Below are 15,590 nucleotides of genomic sequence, written 5' to 3' on the forward strand. Positions count from 1 at the left end.
TCAGACCTCCAGGTCGGACAAGGACGGAATCGCCGTCGGCGTCGCCTTGGCGGCCGCCGGGGTCGTGTCGAGGTAGTCCAGCAGGCCGTCGACGTACGACACGTCGACCCGGACCTTCTGCACGCGGCCGTCGACGTCGCGCATCACGAATTCGCGGAAGCCCAGGCGGGCCGACGATGAGGTGTCGGCTTGCGACAGGGATGCCAGCGTCGCTTCGTAGCCGTCGTGGACCGGGACCCGGAGCAGGCGCAGTGCTTCCGAGGCGATCTCCTGGTCCTCGGCGATGCGGCCCACGAAGACCGTCGAGACCAGGTTCTGCACGTCCAGGCCGAGGATGTCGCGGGGGTTCTGGGAGGCCACGAAGGCCGCCAGGTTCCACTTGCGGGAGTCGCGGGCCAGGCGGACCAGGAACGACCGGCCGGAGCGCCAGCCTTCCATGAAGTGGGCCTCGTCCAGGCCGACCATCTTGCGGGAGGCCATCGAGCCGCCGTAGCAGCGGCGCACGGCCAGGCGGTGGGCCGTGTGCAGCATCGGCAGCGCCAGCGATTCCTCCGCCGACCAGTACTCGCGTTCGATCTTCATGTCCGGCAGGCGCAGGCCTGCCATCGTGATGACCGTCAGGGCCGAGTCGGCGCTGAGCAGGTGCGCCGGGGGCCGGCCGAAGAACAGCAGCGCCAGCGGCATCTCGGCGGTGTCCAGGAGCAGGTTGGCCAGTTCCTTGCCGTCGTCGTCGAGGCCCTGCAGGCAGGCGATGACGTCGTCGAGGGTGGAGGTCTCTTCTGCCGGCACCTGGCGGACCGCGTGCCGCAGCAGGGTCGCCGTGGACGCCTCCTTGGCCACCTGCGGCGGGACGAGCATCGAGCAGATGTCCTGGACCAGCATGCGGCGCTCGGCCCGGGCGTTGGAGACCGCGATCTCGTACTCGCGGTCGCCGCCGGGGCCGGCCGGGAACTCGCTGCGGACCGGGGTCGGGATCAGCGCGTACGGCGCCAGCGTCCCCTGCTCCGAGCCGGTCAGGTTCAGCACCCGGGAGTACGGCCGCAGCTCCGGCATCGCGCACAGCCGGGCCAGCGGCCCGGACGGGTCGAGCAGCGTCACCTGCACCCCGCGGCGCGCGTTCAGGTAGCCCAGCGCGCCCATCAGCGTCGACTTGCCACCGCCGGGCTCCGCGACCAGCACGCCGAGGCCGGAGCGTTCCCGGACCTCCATCGGGAAGTGCAGGTCCAGGAACACCGGCCGGCGGCACGTCCCCGACGTACGCCCGATCAGGTCTCCCCGCCGGTCGCCCACCGTGGACGCGGCCTGGGGCAGCGCCGCGGCCAGCAGCTTAACCGGCATCCGGCGCACGTAGCCGGTGTTGGCGATCGGCTCGCCCGGGATGAACTCGCGGGCCAGCTGGTCCTGGTTCTTCGGGTGCTGCAGCGAGATGCGCAGCTCGCGGGAGTAGAGCTGGATCAGGCGCCGGGCCCGTTCCAGGCACTCCTCGCGGGTGCGGCCGCCGACGGCGATCCGGTGCCAGCCGTGCGCGCGGGCCGACTCGACCGGCAGGCCGGTGGTCATCTCGTCGCCGATCACCAGCGCTCGCTTGGCCAGACGCTCCAGCTCGGGCGGGGCGTCGATGCCGTGCTCGGCGTAGTCGAGCTGCTGCGAGCGGATCATCCGGAGCCGGTGCTCGAGGTTCTTGAACGAGCTGTTCGAGCCGAGGATGTCGATGCGCGAGGAGAGTTCCATCGGCCACGGCAGCCGCTCGTGGAAGTGCATCCACGGCTCGTGCTTCTCCGGGATCTCCAGCGGCTCCATCCGGCCCACGGACAGCACGGCCACGTGCCGTTCCTCGCCGGTCATCCGGTTGACCAGCTTGACCGTCGAGCCGTACGGGGTGCGGTAGCGCTCCACCTGCTCGGTCAGCGCGAGCAGGTCACCGCGCTCCCAGTGGCCGTTCGAGATCGGCGACAGCGGGCCGGGGGGCGACATGCAGAGCGCCACCGAACGGAACAGCAGCCATTCCAGCTCCTGCGGGGTGACCCGCCGGCCGCGCATACCGAACGCGTTCAGCACCTCGTCGAACTGCTCGACCGTACGGCCGAGCTTGCGTCGTTCCCCGTCGGAGGTGCCCTTGCCGAACATCCGCAGGATGCGCTCGGAGAAGGTGTCGCCGAGCGAGCGCCGGGCGAACGTCACGCCCAGGTAGGTCTGGCCCTCGGCGTGGTTGACCGAGAGCAGGTGCCGCTGCGCCGCCACGAGGTGGTCCGACCAGGAGGTGGCTCCCGCGACGTCGGGTAGCGGCTTGGCGGTGTGCGAGTCGACCGTGCGGGCCCACTCGTCGGCGGGGAACGGCCGGTTGGTGCGCCGCAGATGCAGCCGGAAGCCGGCCAGGCCCGCGTACTGCTCGGAGATGGCGGAGAGCAGCGCCTCACGCTCGGCGTCGGGGCGGAAGGCCCAGCGGACCTCGGGCAGCGAATACCACGCCGTCACCGTGCTCTGGGTGAACGTCAGGTGCCCGGCGATCTCGCTGATCTCCAGCTCGATGCTGGGGTCGCGGTCGCTGAACTTGAGCTTGTGCGGGCGCAGCGGCGCCGCCTTGACCTCGTTCTTCTTCGGCCGCACAGCCGGCAGGTTGGCCGGCTCCTTGCGGCGGCCGCGGCGCTTGGCCGGCGCCTTCTCCGGCATCGGCGCGGGCAGGTCGGCGCGACCATCGGCCTCGGCCGGCGCGCCCGGGTGGTACGCCTCGACGGCCGCCACCGGAGTCACCCCGGGCGTCGCGGCGGTCTGCCACAGCGGCGGGCTCTGAACGGGCTGCGGTGCCGGGGCCGGGGAAATCCCGGGGTGGACGTCGTCGGGCCAGTCCTCGAAGTCGGACTCCGGCGCTTCGCGCTCGTCGTAGAAATCGGCCTGCGGCCCGGCCGGGGCCCGCAGGAAAGGCGAGACCGGCGCATCGGCCGGCCCGGCACCGTTCGACGACGGTACGGGCGGCAGCGCGACCGCCGAATCCCCACCGCGGCCGGCAGAGCGCCCGTTGCGGGCCGAGGGCTGCCCGTTGGGACCGGAAGCCTGCCCGTTGATGCCGGACGCAGGCTCGGTGAACGCCGGTGCACTCGCCTCAGGACCTGGCGCCGTGCCTTGGATCCCCGCCCCAGGCCCCGCCAGAGCCGAGACGGACCCGTTGGAAGCTGCGGTGAAACCGCCGCGAGCCGTGGCGGATCCGGCAGCCCCCGAGCCAGCGGGACCAGAGGCGGACCCGTGGGCGTCCGAATCGGGCCCGGCAGGATCCGAGATGGATCCGGCAACGCCCGAAACGGGCATGGCGAGACCCGCCCCGGATCCGTCAGGACCGGAGATGGACCCGGCAGGACCGTAGGCGGGTCCGGCAGGCCCGGAGGCGGACCCGCCAGGGCTGTAGGTGGACCCGGCAGGGCCCAAAGCAGGTCCGGCAGGACCAGAGGCGGTCTCGGCAGGGCCCGGAGCGGTCTCGGCAAGTCCCGGCCCGGCAGGTCCTGCCATGGATCCGGGGGCCTCCGACGAAGACCCGGCGGAGCCGGGAGCTGTCGTCGATCCGGCGGACGGCGCAGCCGGACTGGTGGGCACTCCCGGGGCCCCGGAGGTCTGCCTGCTTGCGTCCACGCCGTCGAAGTCGAACCCGAAGTCGAAATCCACGTCCGGGTCGTCGGCGGGTGGCTCGGGCTCGGCGACCGGGGCGGCCGGCTGGGCCGGCGCGCCGAAGAGATCGAGGAACGGTGAATCGATGTCCATCGGGTCGACCGGCGGAGCGCCGTTGGCGCGCGGGCGTACCGGTTGCGGGCTCTGGAAGACCGCGACGGCGCCGTGGCCCGGACCCGGCACCTGATCAGCGCCCTCCTCCGGAGAGTGGTTGTCTGATCGCACAGCGTTACTCTGCCTGCCCGGGAGGGACGATTCCGCGCGGGAATGCCCGGGCGGTGGGGTAGCGGTCATGAACGGGCCCCGTTCGGGCATGCGACGAGATTGGCGAAACTGGTCATACCAACTCCTCCCGAACCCTGATGCGCGTGGCGACAAGTCTCGGGTCGCGCTGTTCGACGGCGGGCTCGCGGGTGCGGCGCCAATCGGTCAGTGCGGTGCGGATGACCATCCGGGCCGGCCGGTCGGGGTCGACGTGCCGGAACACGTAGGAGGTGGTGACCATGGCCAGCGCGATCTCCCAGGCGGGGAAGGCGTCGATCTGGAACGTGATGAGGTAGTGCAGAAACACGAACAAAGGCACTAGTAGGACGAACATCCCATACTGCGCATACGGCAGATGCATGGGCAGCGTGTATCCGGGCGGGCCCAGATAGACAAGGCGTGCCCGGTAGATGTCGTCATCGGTGCGCAGCCGCATGTGTCTGCCCGCGGCCTCAGGCGAAGATGAGACTGATGAGGTAGTCGCCGACGAAGAACAACGTCGCGGCGCCGGCGATGAACGCGAGGCCGACGATGGCGATCGCGGAGCTGGTGAGCACCTTCGAGATCTCGCCGCGGCTGGCCCGTCCGATGAAGATGATGCCCAGGACGGCGAGCAGGATCGGCGCGATGTTGCTGGCGAAGAAGGTGACGACGCCCTCGGTGTTGATGCCCTTGGGCTCGGGTGCGGCCAGGGTGCCCTGCTGCAGGGCCGCTGCGACCTGCGTGGCGATCTGTGTGGCGATCATCGGTAAACCTCCCGGGTGCCCGGCGTGAGGGCGCCGAGCACACTGCAGTTGTAAAGCCTCGCTGACGGCAACGCCCATATGGTGCTACTTCCAGCTCACCGCGTCGAGTGAGCTGTTCAGGGCGCTCCTGTCCTACCCAAAGCCCGTCTGCTCTCTTCGGTCCTTCAATGATGCCCAGTTCCGAAGAGTACGGGCCGTACTTCTTACCTACAAGCTGCCTGATTCGTTACCCAAGGTAAAGACATGACTGAAGATGAGTCACGTTGCATCGTACACATGTTCTAAAACCAGAGGCCCGGTACCTTCTTCCCGTGACTGATCCGACCGGTATCGCAACGACCGCGCAGGTCAGCGGCGATCCGCTGCTGCAGCAAGATCACCCGGTCGTGATGGGCGTGCTCAACGTGACCCCGGATTCCTTCTCCGACGGCGGGCGGTATGCCGATCTCGACGCCGCTGTCAAGCACGCCGTTGCGCTGCGCCGGGACGGAGCCGACATCATCGACATCGGCGGCGAATCCACCCGGCCGGGCGCCGATCGGGTGGACGGTCCGACCGAGACCGCACGGGTGCTGCCGGTGATCGAGGCGCTGGCCGGCGCCGGCGTACCGCTGAGCATCGACACCACCCGGGCCGAGGTGGCCGCCGCGGCCCTGGCCGCCGGAGCCGTGCTGGTCAACGACGTCTCGGGCGGGCTGGCCGATCCGGACATGGCCCGGGTCGTGGCCGAGGCCGGCTGCCCGTGGATCCTCATGCACTGGCGCGGGCACTCCCGCCGGATGCTCGACCTGGCGCACTACGACGACGTCGTCGCCGAGGTCCGCGCCGAGCTGCTGCAGCGGGTGGACGCCGCGGTCGCCGCGGGCGTCGACCCCGGGCGGCTGATCCTCGATCCCGGGATCGGCTTCGCCAAGCACGCCGAGCACAACTGGGCGCTCAGCGCGCACCTGGACGAGCTGATCGCTCTCGGTCATCCGGTGCTCTTCGCGGCCAGCCGCAAGACCTACCTGGGCCGGCTGCTCGCCGGGCCGGACGGCGAGCCGCGGCCGGTGGACGGCCGCGAAGCGGCGACGATCGCCACGTCGGTGCTGGCGGTCGCGGCCGGGGCGTGGGGCGTCCGGGTCCATGACGTACGCGCCACCGTCGACGCCCTGGCCGTGTGGCGCGCCACCGGCAGCCCGCGCCTTTCCCGATCAACGTCAACATCCGGGGGTACGCCGTGAGCGACCGCATCTCCCTGCACGGCCTGCGCGTCCGGGGCCACCACGGGGTCTTCGACTTCGAACGGCGCGACGGCCAGGACTTCGTGGTCGACGTCGAGCTGGAACTCGACCTGGCCCGGGCGGCGGCCAGCGACGACGTCGCCGACACCGTCCACTACGGCGAGCTGGCCGGCCGGTTGGCCGAGGTGATCGCCGGCGAGCCGGTCAACCTGATCGAGACGCTGGCCGACCGGCTCGCGACGGTCTGCCTGGCTGACTCCCGGGTCACCGCGGCCACGGTCACCGTGCACAAGCCGCAGGCGCCGATCCCGCTCGAGTTCGCCGACGTGGCGGTCACCCTCCGGCGGGCCCGATGACCCGGGCGATCCTCTCGCTGGGCAGCAACCTCGGCGACCGGTACGCGTACCTGAAAAGCGCGGTGGAGCAGCTCGGCGAGAGCGTCGTCCTGGTCTCGGGGGTCTACGAGACGCCGCCCTGGGGTGACGTCGACCAGCCGGCGTACCTGAATGCCGTGGTCCTGGCCGTGGACCCGGCGGCGGACCCGGCCGGCTGGCTCACCCGGGTCCGCGCGGTCGAGCAGGCCGCGGACCGCGTCCGGGACCCGCAGCGGCGCTTCGGCCCCCGCACGCTGGACGTGGACGTGATCGCGGTGTGGCAGGACGACGGCACGCCCGTGCTCAGCGACGACCCCGAGCTGACCCTGCCGCATCCCCGGGCCCACCAGCGCGCGTTCGTGCTCAAACCCTGGCTCGATCTGCAGCCCTACGCCCAGCTGCCCGGGCACGGCTGGGTCACCGACCTGCTGAACGCCCCGGAGCTCACCGCCGACGCGAACGCGCTGACCCCGCGGCCCGATCTGCCGTTAGAGTCACAAGAGTGAGCAGTAACCCCGGCGGTGGCGCACCCGATCCGTCGATGCGGCCGACCAGCCTGTCCGTCCTGGTGGTGGCCGGGCTGGCCGCCGCCGCGGTCGGCTGGCTGCTGCTGAGCGCCCTGTACTCGCAGATGCCCCGGCTGCCCTGGCTGCCGATCATCGTGCTCGGCACGCTGGCCGTCGTCGAGGCGACCCTCGCGCAGAACACCGCGGCCCGGATCCAGCGCAAGCCCGGCGCCCCCCGGGTCGATCCGCTGGCCGTCGCCCGGTACGCGGTGCTGGCCAAGGCGTCGTCACTGGCCGGCGCGTTGTTCGGGGGATTCTCCGCCGGGCTGCTGGCCTGGCTGGCGCTGGAGCCGACCCGGGCTGCTCGTGACGACGTCCCGGCCGCCATCGCCGGGGTGGTCGCGGCGCTCGCGCTCGTCGGCGCGGCGCTGTGGCTGGAACGTTCGTGCCGGGTGCCGGAGAAACCCGACCAGAAGGACAGTGGCGGCCCGGGACAGCAGGCCGGACGGTCCTGATCGAGTCCGATCCGGGACTTGAACTGAGGGCCCCTCGTTTCCGTATGCTGTGCCGGCGGCGAAGGAGGTGTGCGAGATGGCCTACGACGAGACCACATATCGGCGTAATACCGGTGACCAGGGCGAAAGTGACCCGGCGGCGTACCGGGCCGGCATCGCGGCCACCGACTTCCGGGCCCGGCGGCGTGACCTCGACCCCGACGAGGGCGAGGGTGTGCAGCTCGTCGAGCCGGCCGGTGACTACGGTCGCCGCGGCGGGGACTTCGACGACGGGCGCGACCGGCTGGGCATCCACATCGGCTGGGAGATCGTCCTGCTGCTGGCGGTCGCCGCGATCGCGTACCTGCTCTATCGGCTCGACCCGGCCAGCCTGCGCCGCCCGGCGCTGGACACCCTGCTCATCACCGGTGCCTCGATCGGCCTGCTCGCCCTCGGCGCCGGCCTGACGCTGCGCGCCGGCGTGCCCAATCTCGCGGTCGGACCGATCGCCCTGGGCGCCGCGTTGCACTTCGCCGAGAACGGTGACGAGGGACTGGTCCAGGCGGCCGTGCCGGCGCTGATCGTGGCGGCCGCCGGTGGCCTGATCGTGGCCGTCTTCGTGCTCGTGCTGCACGTGCCCGGCTGGGCCGCGACGCTCGGCGGGGCCATGGGCGTCGTCGTCTACGACCAGCTGCGCACCGCGCCGGTCACCGTCCAGGCCGACTACGACCCGGCCAACCAGGCGTTCTACCTCTTCGGCGGCTTCGCCCTGCTGGCCGTCATCGGCGGCGCGCTGGGCACCGTGATGCCGATCCGGCGGCTGGTCGGCCGGCAGCGGCCGGCCGGCGACCCGGCCCAGCGGCGTGGGGTGGCCGCGGCGTTCCCGGTGATCGCCGCCCTCGTGCTCTCCTCGGTCTTCGCGGTCGGCGCGGGCATCCTGCAGGCGGCCCAGTCCACCGCGCCGATCGTGCCCGGCACCGGCCTGGAATGGACCGGCCTCGCCTTCGGTGCGGCGCTGCTCGCCGGCACCAGCGCGTACGGCCGGCGCGGCGGCATCTTCGGCACCCTGCTGGCGGTGGCCGGGCTGACACTCTTCCTGGATTACGCGGCCCGCCGCGACTTCGACATCGCGCTGTTCGCGATCGCGGCCTGCGCGGTCGGCGGCGGCCTGATCGTCACCCGGCTCGTCGAGACGTACGGGCGCCCGCTGCCGGTGCCCGCGGCGGCGGACTGGAACGCCGCGGCCTCGGCCGGCACCACGTGGACCCCGGACATGCCGCAGAGCTGGTCCACCTCGCCCGAGCCGCCGGACAGCAAGCCCCTGCGCTGGGACGAGGGGCCGTGGGGCAGTGCCCGTTGAGGGTGCGCCGTTGCGCCCTATGCTGGCAGTCATGACCGACTCGACCTTCGCCGAACTGGACGCCCTGCCCACCGAGGAACTGCGTGAGCGGGCCTTCGCGAAGGCGCGGGAGCACCGTGACCTGAGCTTCTTCTGGTCCGTGTTCAAGCACCTGCCCGACGCGGACGAGGCGGCGTCGCTGGACGGCGCACCGAACACGGTGGGCCCGACGATCGAAGAAGCGGTCGCTCTGTGGCGTGAACTGACCGGGCACGGGTACGGGGAGCAGGAGCCGCTGCTTCGGGCAGCCTTCATCGATTACCTGCAAAAGCACTGACACCACCGCAAGGCACACATTCACGGATATCAGTTCCGGCGCGTTTGGCGAGCGGAATCCGCAGGGAAATAGCGGGTTCATGGCTCTCACCAACCGCTACAAAACTGCGCCCGGCGCGGGCACGATAGCCGCGCTGATACTCGTCCTGGTCTTCGGCAGCCCGTGGTACGCCGACTGGGTCCAGGACAACACCAACCCGGAGACCGCCGGTGGCTGGTGGCTGCGCCTGCTGGCCTGGCCGCACTGGCGCTTCGACTCCGACGACTCGCTGCGCTCCATCGTGATCGGCGACCTCAAGGCGATCCTGGTGGTCGTGCTGACGCTGGTCTTCCTCTACCTGCTGCCCGGCTCCCAGCTGGCCCGGGCCCGCGGCACGATCAGCCAGTTCTTCGCCGGCTGGGCGTCCTACATCTTCGCCGGTGGCTTCGCCGCCCTGCTGACCACGCTGTTCCTGGCCAACCCGTCGCTGCTGGGCGCGTTCCGGACCGCCGGGGAGGGCGCCACCTACGGCCTCTTCGTCGGCTGGATCATCGGACTCGCCACCCTCGGTGGCCGGCGCGGCACCCACTAGAGCCTCGTTCCCGGCCCGGCCGTGCGGCGTCCCGCGCCGCCGTACGATCCGGGCCCGCCGCGGCACCAAGGTGACCGCCGCCCCCCGCGGGCACCGCACCGCCGCGACACCCCGCGGCGTGACCGGACGATCTCCCCGTCCTCCGGTCACGCCGCGGTTCGCTGTCAGGCCGAGCTCGCTGTCAGGCCGGCGCCGCCGCTTCCGCGTTCGGCGCGTCGAAGAGGGCCGAGCGGGACACCGCACCCACCGGCTTGCCGTCGGAGATCACCACGACGTTGAGCGAGTCGCTGGTCAGCATCACGGCGAGCGCGTCGTACAGGGTGCCGGAGACGTCGACCGTGGGCAGGCGCTCGATCTCCTCGATCTGCCCGACGGGACGCATCACGTCGCGCACCGGGGTGACCGCCAGCCGCCGTACCCCCCGGTCGGTGCCGACGAACTCGCTCACCGTCGCCGACGCGGGCTTGCTGAGCAGGTCGGCCGGGGTCGCGTACTGCAGGAGCCGGCCGCCCTCGGCCAGCACCGCGATCCGGTCGCCCAGCCGTACGGCTTCATCGATGTCGTGGGTGACCAGCACGATGGTCTTGCGGACCGCCTCCTGGAGCCGGAGGAACTCCTCCTGCAGCCGGCCGCGCACGATCGGGTCGACCGCGGAGAACGGCTCGTCCATGAGCAGCACCAGCGGGTCGGCCGCGAGGGCCCGGGCCACGCCCACCCGCTGGCGCTGGCCGCCGGAGAGCTCGTGCGGGTAGCGGCCGCCGTAGCGTTTCGGGTCGAGCCCGACCAGCTCGAGCAGCTCGTCCGCGCGGTCCTTGATCCGCTTGCGGTTCCAGCCCAGCAGCCGCGGCACCGTGCCGATGTTGGTGCGGATGCTCTGGTGCGGGAACAGCCCGACGTTCTGGATCACGTAGCCGATCTGCCGGCGCAGCTCGACCGGGTCCTGCTGCGAGACGTCCGCGCCGTCGATCAGGATGCGGCCCTTGGACGGCTCGATCAGCCTGTTGATCATGCGGAGCACGGTGGACTTGCCGCACCCGGACGGCCCGATCAGCACGGCGAGCTCACCCGCCCGCACCTCCAGGCTGATGTCGCCGACCGCCACGGTCCCGTCCGGATAGACCTTCCCGACGTTCTCGAGCGTGATAGACGCCGCGGTCCGGCCAGCGCCGGAGTCGTTGATCGCGGTAGCGTCCACGTATGTCCTTCCTGTCGAGGGCCCCGGTGCCGGCGTGGCCCCTCGCTGCTCCCGGGGAGCTGGCCGCCCCCGCCGATGACGGGCCGGGAAATCCGTGGTTCTCGTGGCGCTATGTCCACGACAACGCCGGCGAGATCCTGTCCGCACTGCAGTTCCACGCGGGTCTCACCGCCCGTGCGGTGATCATCGCGCTGATCGTCGCGTTGCCGCTGGCGGTCGTCTCCTACTGGTGGCGACCACTGACCGGCCCGATTCTTGCACTCTCCGGCGTCCTCTACACGATCCCGTCGCTGGCACTTCTCGCTCTGGTCGCGCCGGCGGTCGGCACGACCAGCGACACGTCGGTGCTGATCGCCCTCGTGCTGTACGCGCTGCTCGTGCTCACCCGCAACTCGCTGGCCGGGCTCACCCAGGTCCCGGCCGAGGTCCGCGACGCGGCGGCCGGCATGGGCTACGGGCGCTTCGGCCGGCTGTGGCGCATCGAGCTGCCGCTGGCCCTGCCCGGCATCCTCACCGGCCTGCGGCTGGCCACCGTCTCGACCGTGGCCCTGGTCACAGTCGGCTCGCTGATCGGCAAGGGCGGCCTGGGCGAGATGATCCTCGGCGGCTTCCGGAACAACTTCTACAAAGCCGAGATCATGACCGGGACGCTGCTCTGCGTCGGCCTGGCGCTGGTCCTCGACCTGGCCCTGGCCGGAATGGGCCGGCTGCTCACCCCGTGGGCGAGGGAGCGCAGCTCGTGAACTACTTCCAAGAGGGCTTCGTCTGGTTCAACGACCCGCTCAACTGGACCAACCCCGGCGGCCTGCTGGACCGCCTCCAGGAGCACCTGCTGATCAGCCTGTGGGCGGTGCTGCTGGGCTGTGTCATCGGCTGGCCGCTCGGCATCTGGCTCGGCCATCGCGGGCGGGGCGGCGGCGCGGTGCTCACCTTCGCCAACCTGACCCTGGCCATCCCCACCCTGGCCCTGCTCACCATCCTGCCGCTGACCCCGCTCGGTTTCGGCCAGCCCCCGGTGGTCGTCGCGCTGGCCGTCTTCGCGGTGCCGCCGCTGCTGGCCAACGCGTACACGGGGCTGCGCCAGATCGACCCGGAGACCCGGGAAGCGGCGCGCGGGATGGGGCTCTCCGGCCGACAGGTGCTGCGGCGGGTGGAGCTGCCGTTGTCGGTGCCGTACCTGGCGGCCGGGCTGCGCACCGCGGCCGTGCAGGTGGTGGCGACCGCCGCGCTGGCCGCGTTCGTCAACGGCGGCGGGCTCGGCGAGATCATCTCCGCAGGCTTCGGAATCGGCATGAGCAACGGCGGCGGCGGGCAGATCGTGGCCGGCGGCATCGCTGTGGCGCTGCTCGCATTGCTGGTGGAAGCGGTGCTCGCAGGCGTACAACGACTGGTGACACCGGCTGCGCTCCGGACGGACCGGCGCCGCCGGCCCACCGCAGCGGCCCCGGCCGGGTAATGGTCTCGCATCGTTACGAAACTTGTCGGACCCTGCGAGTAGGAATGAACATGGGCCGCTCAGCGCGCCCGGCAAACTGAAAACACACGGGCATCGGACACCGACTGCCCGTCGGACACGCGGCGCGGCCCCTGGCCGTGCCGGGACACAGAAGGCGGCAGTATGCGTCGACACCTGCTCTTGACGGCCGGCACCCTCATGACCGCCGCCGTAATCCTCGCCGGCTGCGGCGAGTCCGGCTCCTCCGGCACGGAGGCCCCCGCGAGCTCCGCCGCGGGCAACGGCTGCGCCCCCGTCGCCGGCGACAAGCTCGTCGTCCTCACCGACGACAAAAACCTGCAGAACACCGACAACATCGTCCCCGCGATCAACAAGAAGGCCTCGTCGCCGCAGCTCATCGCCGCGCTCGACAAGGTCTCCGCGGCGCTCGACACCACCAAGCTGATCGAGCTCAACAAGGCCGTCGACATCGACCGCAAGTCGTCCAAGGCGGCCGCCGAGGAGTTCGCCACGGCCAACTCCATCACCACCGGCATCGAGAAGGGCCCCGGCGGCGACCTGACGGTCGGCGCGGCCAACTTCAGCGAGAACGCGACCCTCGGCGAGCTCTACAACATCGCCCTGACGGCCGCGGGCTACAAGGTCAAGGTCCAGCAGATCGGCAACCGCGAGCTGTACGAGCCGGCCCTGGAGAAGGGCGACATCGACGTCGTCCCGGAGTACGCGGCCACCCTGGCGACGTTCCTGTCCGGCAAGGTCGACGGCAAGAGCGCCAAGGACCCCTCCTCGCCGCAGCTCGACACCACGATGACCAACCTGACCGCCCTCGGCGGCAAGGTCGGCCTGGTCTTCGGCAAGCCCTCCGCGGCGCAGGACCAGAACGCCTTCGCCACCACGGAGGCCTTCTCCACCAAGTATTCCGTCAAGACCCTGTCCGACCTCGCGGCCAAGTGCTCGGGCGCGGCGACCGTCCTCGGTGGCCCGCCGGAGTGCCCGCAGCGGCCCAAGTGCCAGCAGGGCCTCGTGGAGACCTACAAGTTCGAGGCGGGCAAGTTCAGCTCGCTCGACGCGGGCGGCCCGCTCACCAAGACCGGCCTCAAGCAGGGCACCATCAGCGTCGGCCTGGTCTTCAGCTCGGACGGCGCCCTGGCCGCCGGCTGACGACCACCTGTCACCGGTTCCTCACGGACCGGCCGAATCACCCCGGATGCGGGGCATCGCAAGAGCGATGCCCCGCATCTGCCCGTTTCGTGACGGCTGCCGCTCTCGGTAGCATCTGCGACCATGCCTGACCGGGACCCCGAGGCGCAGCCCAACGCCCGCCTACTCACGGCCCTGATCTGGGCCGGCGTCGGCCTGGCCCCGGTCGCCGCCCTCGTCGCGCTGCTCGGCGGCAGCGACAACTCGATCCGCTTCGCGGTCCTGCTCATCGCCGTCTGCGTGGTCCTGATCGGCGCGGCGCTGCTGGTCCGCAACGACCCGGTGCTGCTCAAGATGGACGTCGAGGACCAGGTCACGGCGATGCGCGACGAGCTCCGAGAAGAGATCGCGGCCAGCGCCCGGGGGACGGGTCAGCGGGTCAAGGCCTTGCAGGACGAGATGACCCGGATGCGGGCGGCCGGGTCGCCGGCTGCTGCGCTGGCTCCAGCGGGACCGCGACCGATGGGCACGGCCGGGCCGGTCGGTGCGGCGGGGCCGATGGGTGGGCCTGGCCCGGTGGGCGCGTCTGGCCCGGTTGGCGCGGCGGGGTCGAGGGCTGCGGCCGGGCGGATGGGTGCGTCTGCCGCCGTGGGTGCGGCTGGGCCGGTAGGTGCGGCGGGGTCTAGGGCTGCGGCCGACCGGGTGGGGGCGTCTGGCGTCGTGGGCGCGGCTGGGCCGGTGGGTGCGGCGGGGTCTAGGGCTACGGCCGGGCCGGTGAGTGCTCCTGGCGCGGTGGGTGCGGCTGGGCCGGTAGGTGCCGAGCCGAATGGTGGTGGTCGGGCGCCGGCTGGGCACACGACCGGTGGCCGGGCATCGGCCGCCGTGCCGGGGTCCGCTGCGGGCGCGGCGCACGTGGCGGCCCGGGCCGGTGGTTCGGTGCCGGGGGCCGGTCGCGAGGCTGGGTTGTCCGGTTCCGGCGGCCGGGCGTCGGCCGCAGTGCCCGGGACCGCAGGCGGCGTGGTGCAGGGGTCCCGGCCCGGCAGCCGGGCGTCGGCTCCTGCGCCGGGGGCGCCAGCTGCGCCTGGGCACGAGCAAGCCGGTGGGTGGTTGCCGGATCCGGAACCCGCCTCTGGGTCCGTCGGCACCGCCCGGCCGGTGGTGGCGACCGCGTCCGTGGTCCCGGCCGTGACGCCCATGCCGGGGGCCAGGGCCTCAGGAGCCGCTGCTGTTTCGGCGCCGGTAGCAGTGGCCTCGGTGCGACCCGCCGGTGCCGCGCCGCGTCAGCGCGCGGCCGGGGTGGTGCCGCCCGCGAACCCCGATGGATATGCCGACTCGGCTGGGCACTCCGGCCCCTACGGCCCCGGATTGTCCGGGTCAGCCTGGGCCGAGCGTGGGGCAGCCGCCGAATACGACGCTCCCGCCACCGCGGACGCCGGCTACGCGACGGAGGTCCCGGCGGCGCAGCGACCGTCCCGACGGCATGCGGCCCCTGACACAGGCACGGACATCGCCCGCTACGGCCTGAGCGCCCTACCGGAGCCGCCAGCGCACGGCACCGCGTCCTACGGCGCCGGCTATGACGTCCCCGGCAGCTACGCCGTCCCGGGTGGCCATAACGCCCCAGCCGGCTTTGATGCCTCGTCCGGGTTCGACGGCCAGTCCGGCTTCGATGCCCAGTCCGGCTTCAACGCCCGGTCCGGGTTCGACGCTGAGTCCAGCTTTGATGCCCAGGCCGGCTTCGAACCCGGGTCCGGCTTTGGCGGCCACGCCGGCTTCGATCACGAGTCCCGCTATGACGGCCACGCCGGCTTCGACCCCCGGTCCGGCTTCGACGCCCGGTCCGGTTTCGACGGCGGCCACAGCGGCTACGACAACCAAAGCCACGGCTACGACAACCAAAGCCACGGCTACGACGAGCAAAGCCACGGCTATGACAACCAGAGCCACGGCTACGACGAAACCGGCGCCGAGGCCTGGAACTCAACCCCCGCCGACTACGGCCACGCCGATCCCGCGGCCCGGGACCGGCCGGAAACCGGCGTCTACCACTATCCCGACCCCACCGCCGACGACCGTCCGAGGACCAGCGGCTTCGGCCGTGCGGATTCGCCCTTCTTCGCCCAGGACTCGTCCGGCGGCTTCGTGCTCGACAAAGAAAACCTGCAGACCGAACAGCCCGAAAGCCGGCCTGCCGACCAGTACGGCCCCGACTCGATGGCCGCCCCGCCCGGCCGGACGCCGCGCAGCCGTGAGCCGCGCGGCCGTGAGCCGCGGGGCCGCCGGTAGCC

14 protein-coding genes and 1 pseudogene are annotated in these 15,590 nt (G+C 71.9%); 11 read left to right on the forward strand and 4 right to left on the reverse strand.

Annotated elements, in window-relative coordinates; genetic code table 11:
- The 3 genes and pseudogenes from ACWEOZ_RS19735 to ACWEOZ_RS19745 all read right to left on the reverse strand — a co-directional run.
- Window positions 1–2,559: pseudogene (locus ACWEOZ_RS19735) on the reverse strand (ATP-binding protein); the annotation flags it as partial.
- A 1,435-nt stretch (window positions 2,560–3,994) separates the two neighbouring features.
- On the reverse strand, window positions 3,995–4,357 hold the full coding sequence (locus tag ACWEOZ_RS19740; protein WP_203768762.1) for a hypothetical protein: 363 nt from the start codon (window positions 4,355–4,357) through the stop codon (window positions 3,995–3,997).
- Window positions 4,358–4,373: 16 nt separating this feature from the next.
- On the reverse strand, window positions 4,374–4,667 hold the full coding sequence (locus ACWEOZ_RS19745) for a hypothetical protein (protein ID WP_451912125.1): 294 nt from the start codon (window positions 4,665–4,667) through the stop codon (window positions 4,374–4,376).
- 389 nt (window positions 4,668–5,056) lie between these two features.
- On the opposite strand from ACWEOZ_RS19745, the gene folP reads away from it, so the two are divergent.
- The 7 genes from folP to ACWEOZ_RS19780 all read left to right on the forward strand — a co-directional run bounded on the left by folP (window position 5,057) and on the right by ACWEOZ_RS19780 (window position 9,511).
- Complete coding sequence (folP, locus tag ACWEOZ_RS19750; RefSeq protein WP_451912241.1) at window positions 5,057–5,890, forward strand: dihydropteroate synthase; 834 nt, start codon at window positions 5,057–5,059, stop codon at window positions 5,888–5,890.
- A complete protein-coding gene (folB, locus tag ACWEOZ_RS19755; RefSeq protein ID WP_451912126.1) occupies window positions 5,887–6,246 on the forward strand; it encodes a dihydroneopterin aldolase in 360 nt (119 codons plus the stop codon). The genes folP and folB overlap by 4 nt, the downstream gene beginning before the upstream one ends.
- Window positions 6,243–6,770, forward strand: a complete 528-nt coding sequence (gene folK / locus ACWEOZ_RS19760; protein ID WP_451912127.1) for a 2-amino-4-hydroxy-6-hydroxymethyldihydropteridine diphosphokinase — start codon at window positions 6,243–6,245, stop codon at window positions 6,768–6,770. The genes folB and folK overlap by 4 nt, the downstream gene beginning before the upstream one ends.
- A 35-nt stretch (window positions 6,771–6,805) precedes the next feature.
- Complete coding sequence (locus tag ACWEOZ_RS19765; protein WP_451912242.1) at window positions 6,806–7,285, forward strand: DUF3180 domain-containing protein; 480 nt, start codon at window positions 6,806–6,808, stop codon at window positions 7,283–7,285.
- 76 nt (window positions 7,286–7,361) lie between these two features.
- Complete coding sequence (locus ACWEOZ_RS19770; protein WP_451912128.1) at window positions 7,362–8,624, forward strand: ABC transporter permease; 1,263 nt, start codon at window positions 7,362–7,364, stop codon at window positions 8,622–8,624.
- A 31-nt stretch (window positions 8,625–8,655) separates the two neighbouring features.
- The gene (locus ACWEOZ_RS19775) at window positions 8,656–8,940 is read left to right on the forward strand and encodes a hypothetical protein (RefSeq protein WP_360546100.1); all 285 of its coding nucleotides are present in this window, start codon (window positions 8,656–8,658) and stop codon (window positions 8,938–8,940) included.
- A 79-nt stretch (window positions 8,941–9,019) separates the two neighbouring features.
- A complete protein-coding gene (locus ACWEOZ_RS19780; protein WP_451912129.1) occupies window positions 9,020–9,511 on the forward strand; it encodes a hypothetical protein in 492 nt (163 codons plus the stop codon).
- 181 nt (window positions 9,512–9,692) lie between these two features.
- Here the strand turns inward: ACWEOZ_RS19780 and ACWEOZ_RS19785 are convergent, their stop codons facing one another.
- Entirely contained in the window at window positions 9,693–10,706 is a 1,014-nt protein-coding gene (locus ACWEOZ_RS19785; protein WP_451912130.1) for an ABC transporter ATP-binding protein, read from the reverse strand.
- A 2-nt stretch (window positions 10,707–10,708) separates the two neighbouring features.
- On the opposite strand from ACWEOZ_RS19785, the gene ACWEOZ_RS19790 reads away from it, so the two are divergent.
- From ACWEOZ_RS19790 to ACWEOZ_RS19805, 4 genes are all read left to right on the forward strand, one after another.
- A complete protein-coding gene (locus ACWEOZ_RS19790) occupies window positions 10,709–11,449 on the forward strand; it encodes an ABC transporter permease (protein WP_451912131.1) in 741 nt (246 codons plus the stop codon).
- Window positions 11,446–12,162, forward strand: coding sequence for an ABC transporter permease (locus ACWEOZ_RS19795; RefSeq protein ID WP_451912132.1), 717 nt, complete (start codon window positions 11,446–11,448; stop codon window positions 12,160–12,162). The genes ACWEOZ_RS19790 and ACWEOZ_RS19795 overlap by 4 nt, the downstream gene beginning before the upstream one ends.
- A 162-nt stretch (window positions 12,163–12,324) precedes the next feature.
- Window positions 12,325–13,323 carry a glycine betaine ABC transporter substrate-binding protein gene (locus ACWEOZ_RS19800; RefSeq protein WP_451912133.1) on the forward strand — a complete coding sequence of 333 codons (999 nt, stop codon included), beginning with the start codon at window positions 12,325–12,327 and terminating at the stop codon, window positions 13,321–13,323.
- A 1,233-nt stretch (window positions 13,324–14,556) separates the two neighbouring features.
- The gene (locus ACWEOZ_RS19805; RefSeq protein ID WP_451912134.1) at window positions 14,557–15,588 is read left to right on the forward strand and encodes a hypothetical protein; all 1,032 of its coding nucleotides are present in this window, start codon (window positions 14,557–14,559) and stop codon (window positions 15,586–15,588) included.
- The last annotated feature ends 2 nt before the right edge of the window (window positions 15,589–15,590 follow it).

This window comes from Actinoplanes sp. NPDC004185 (assembly GCF_053603475.1).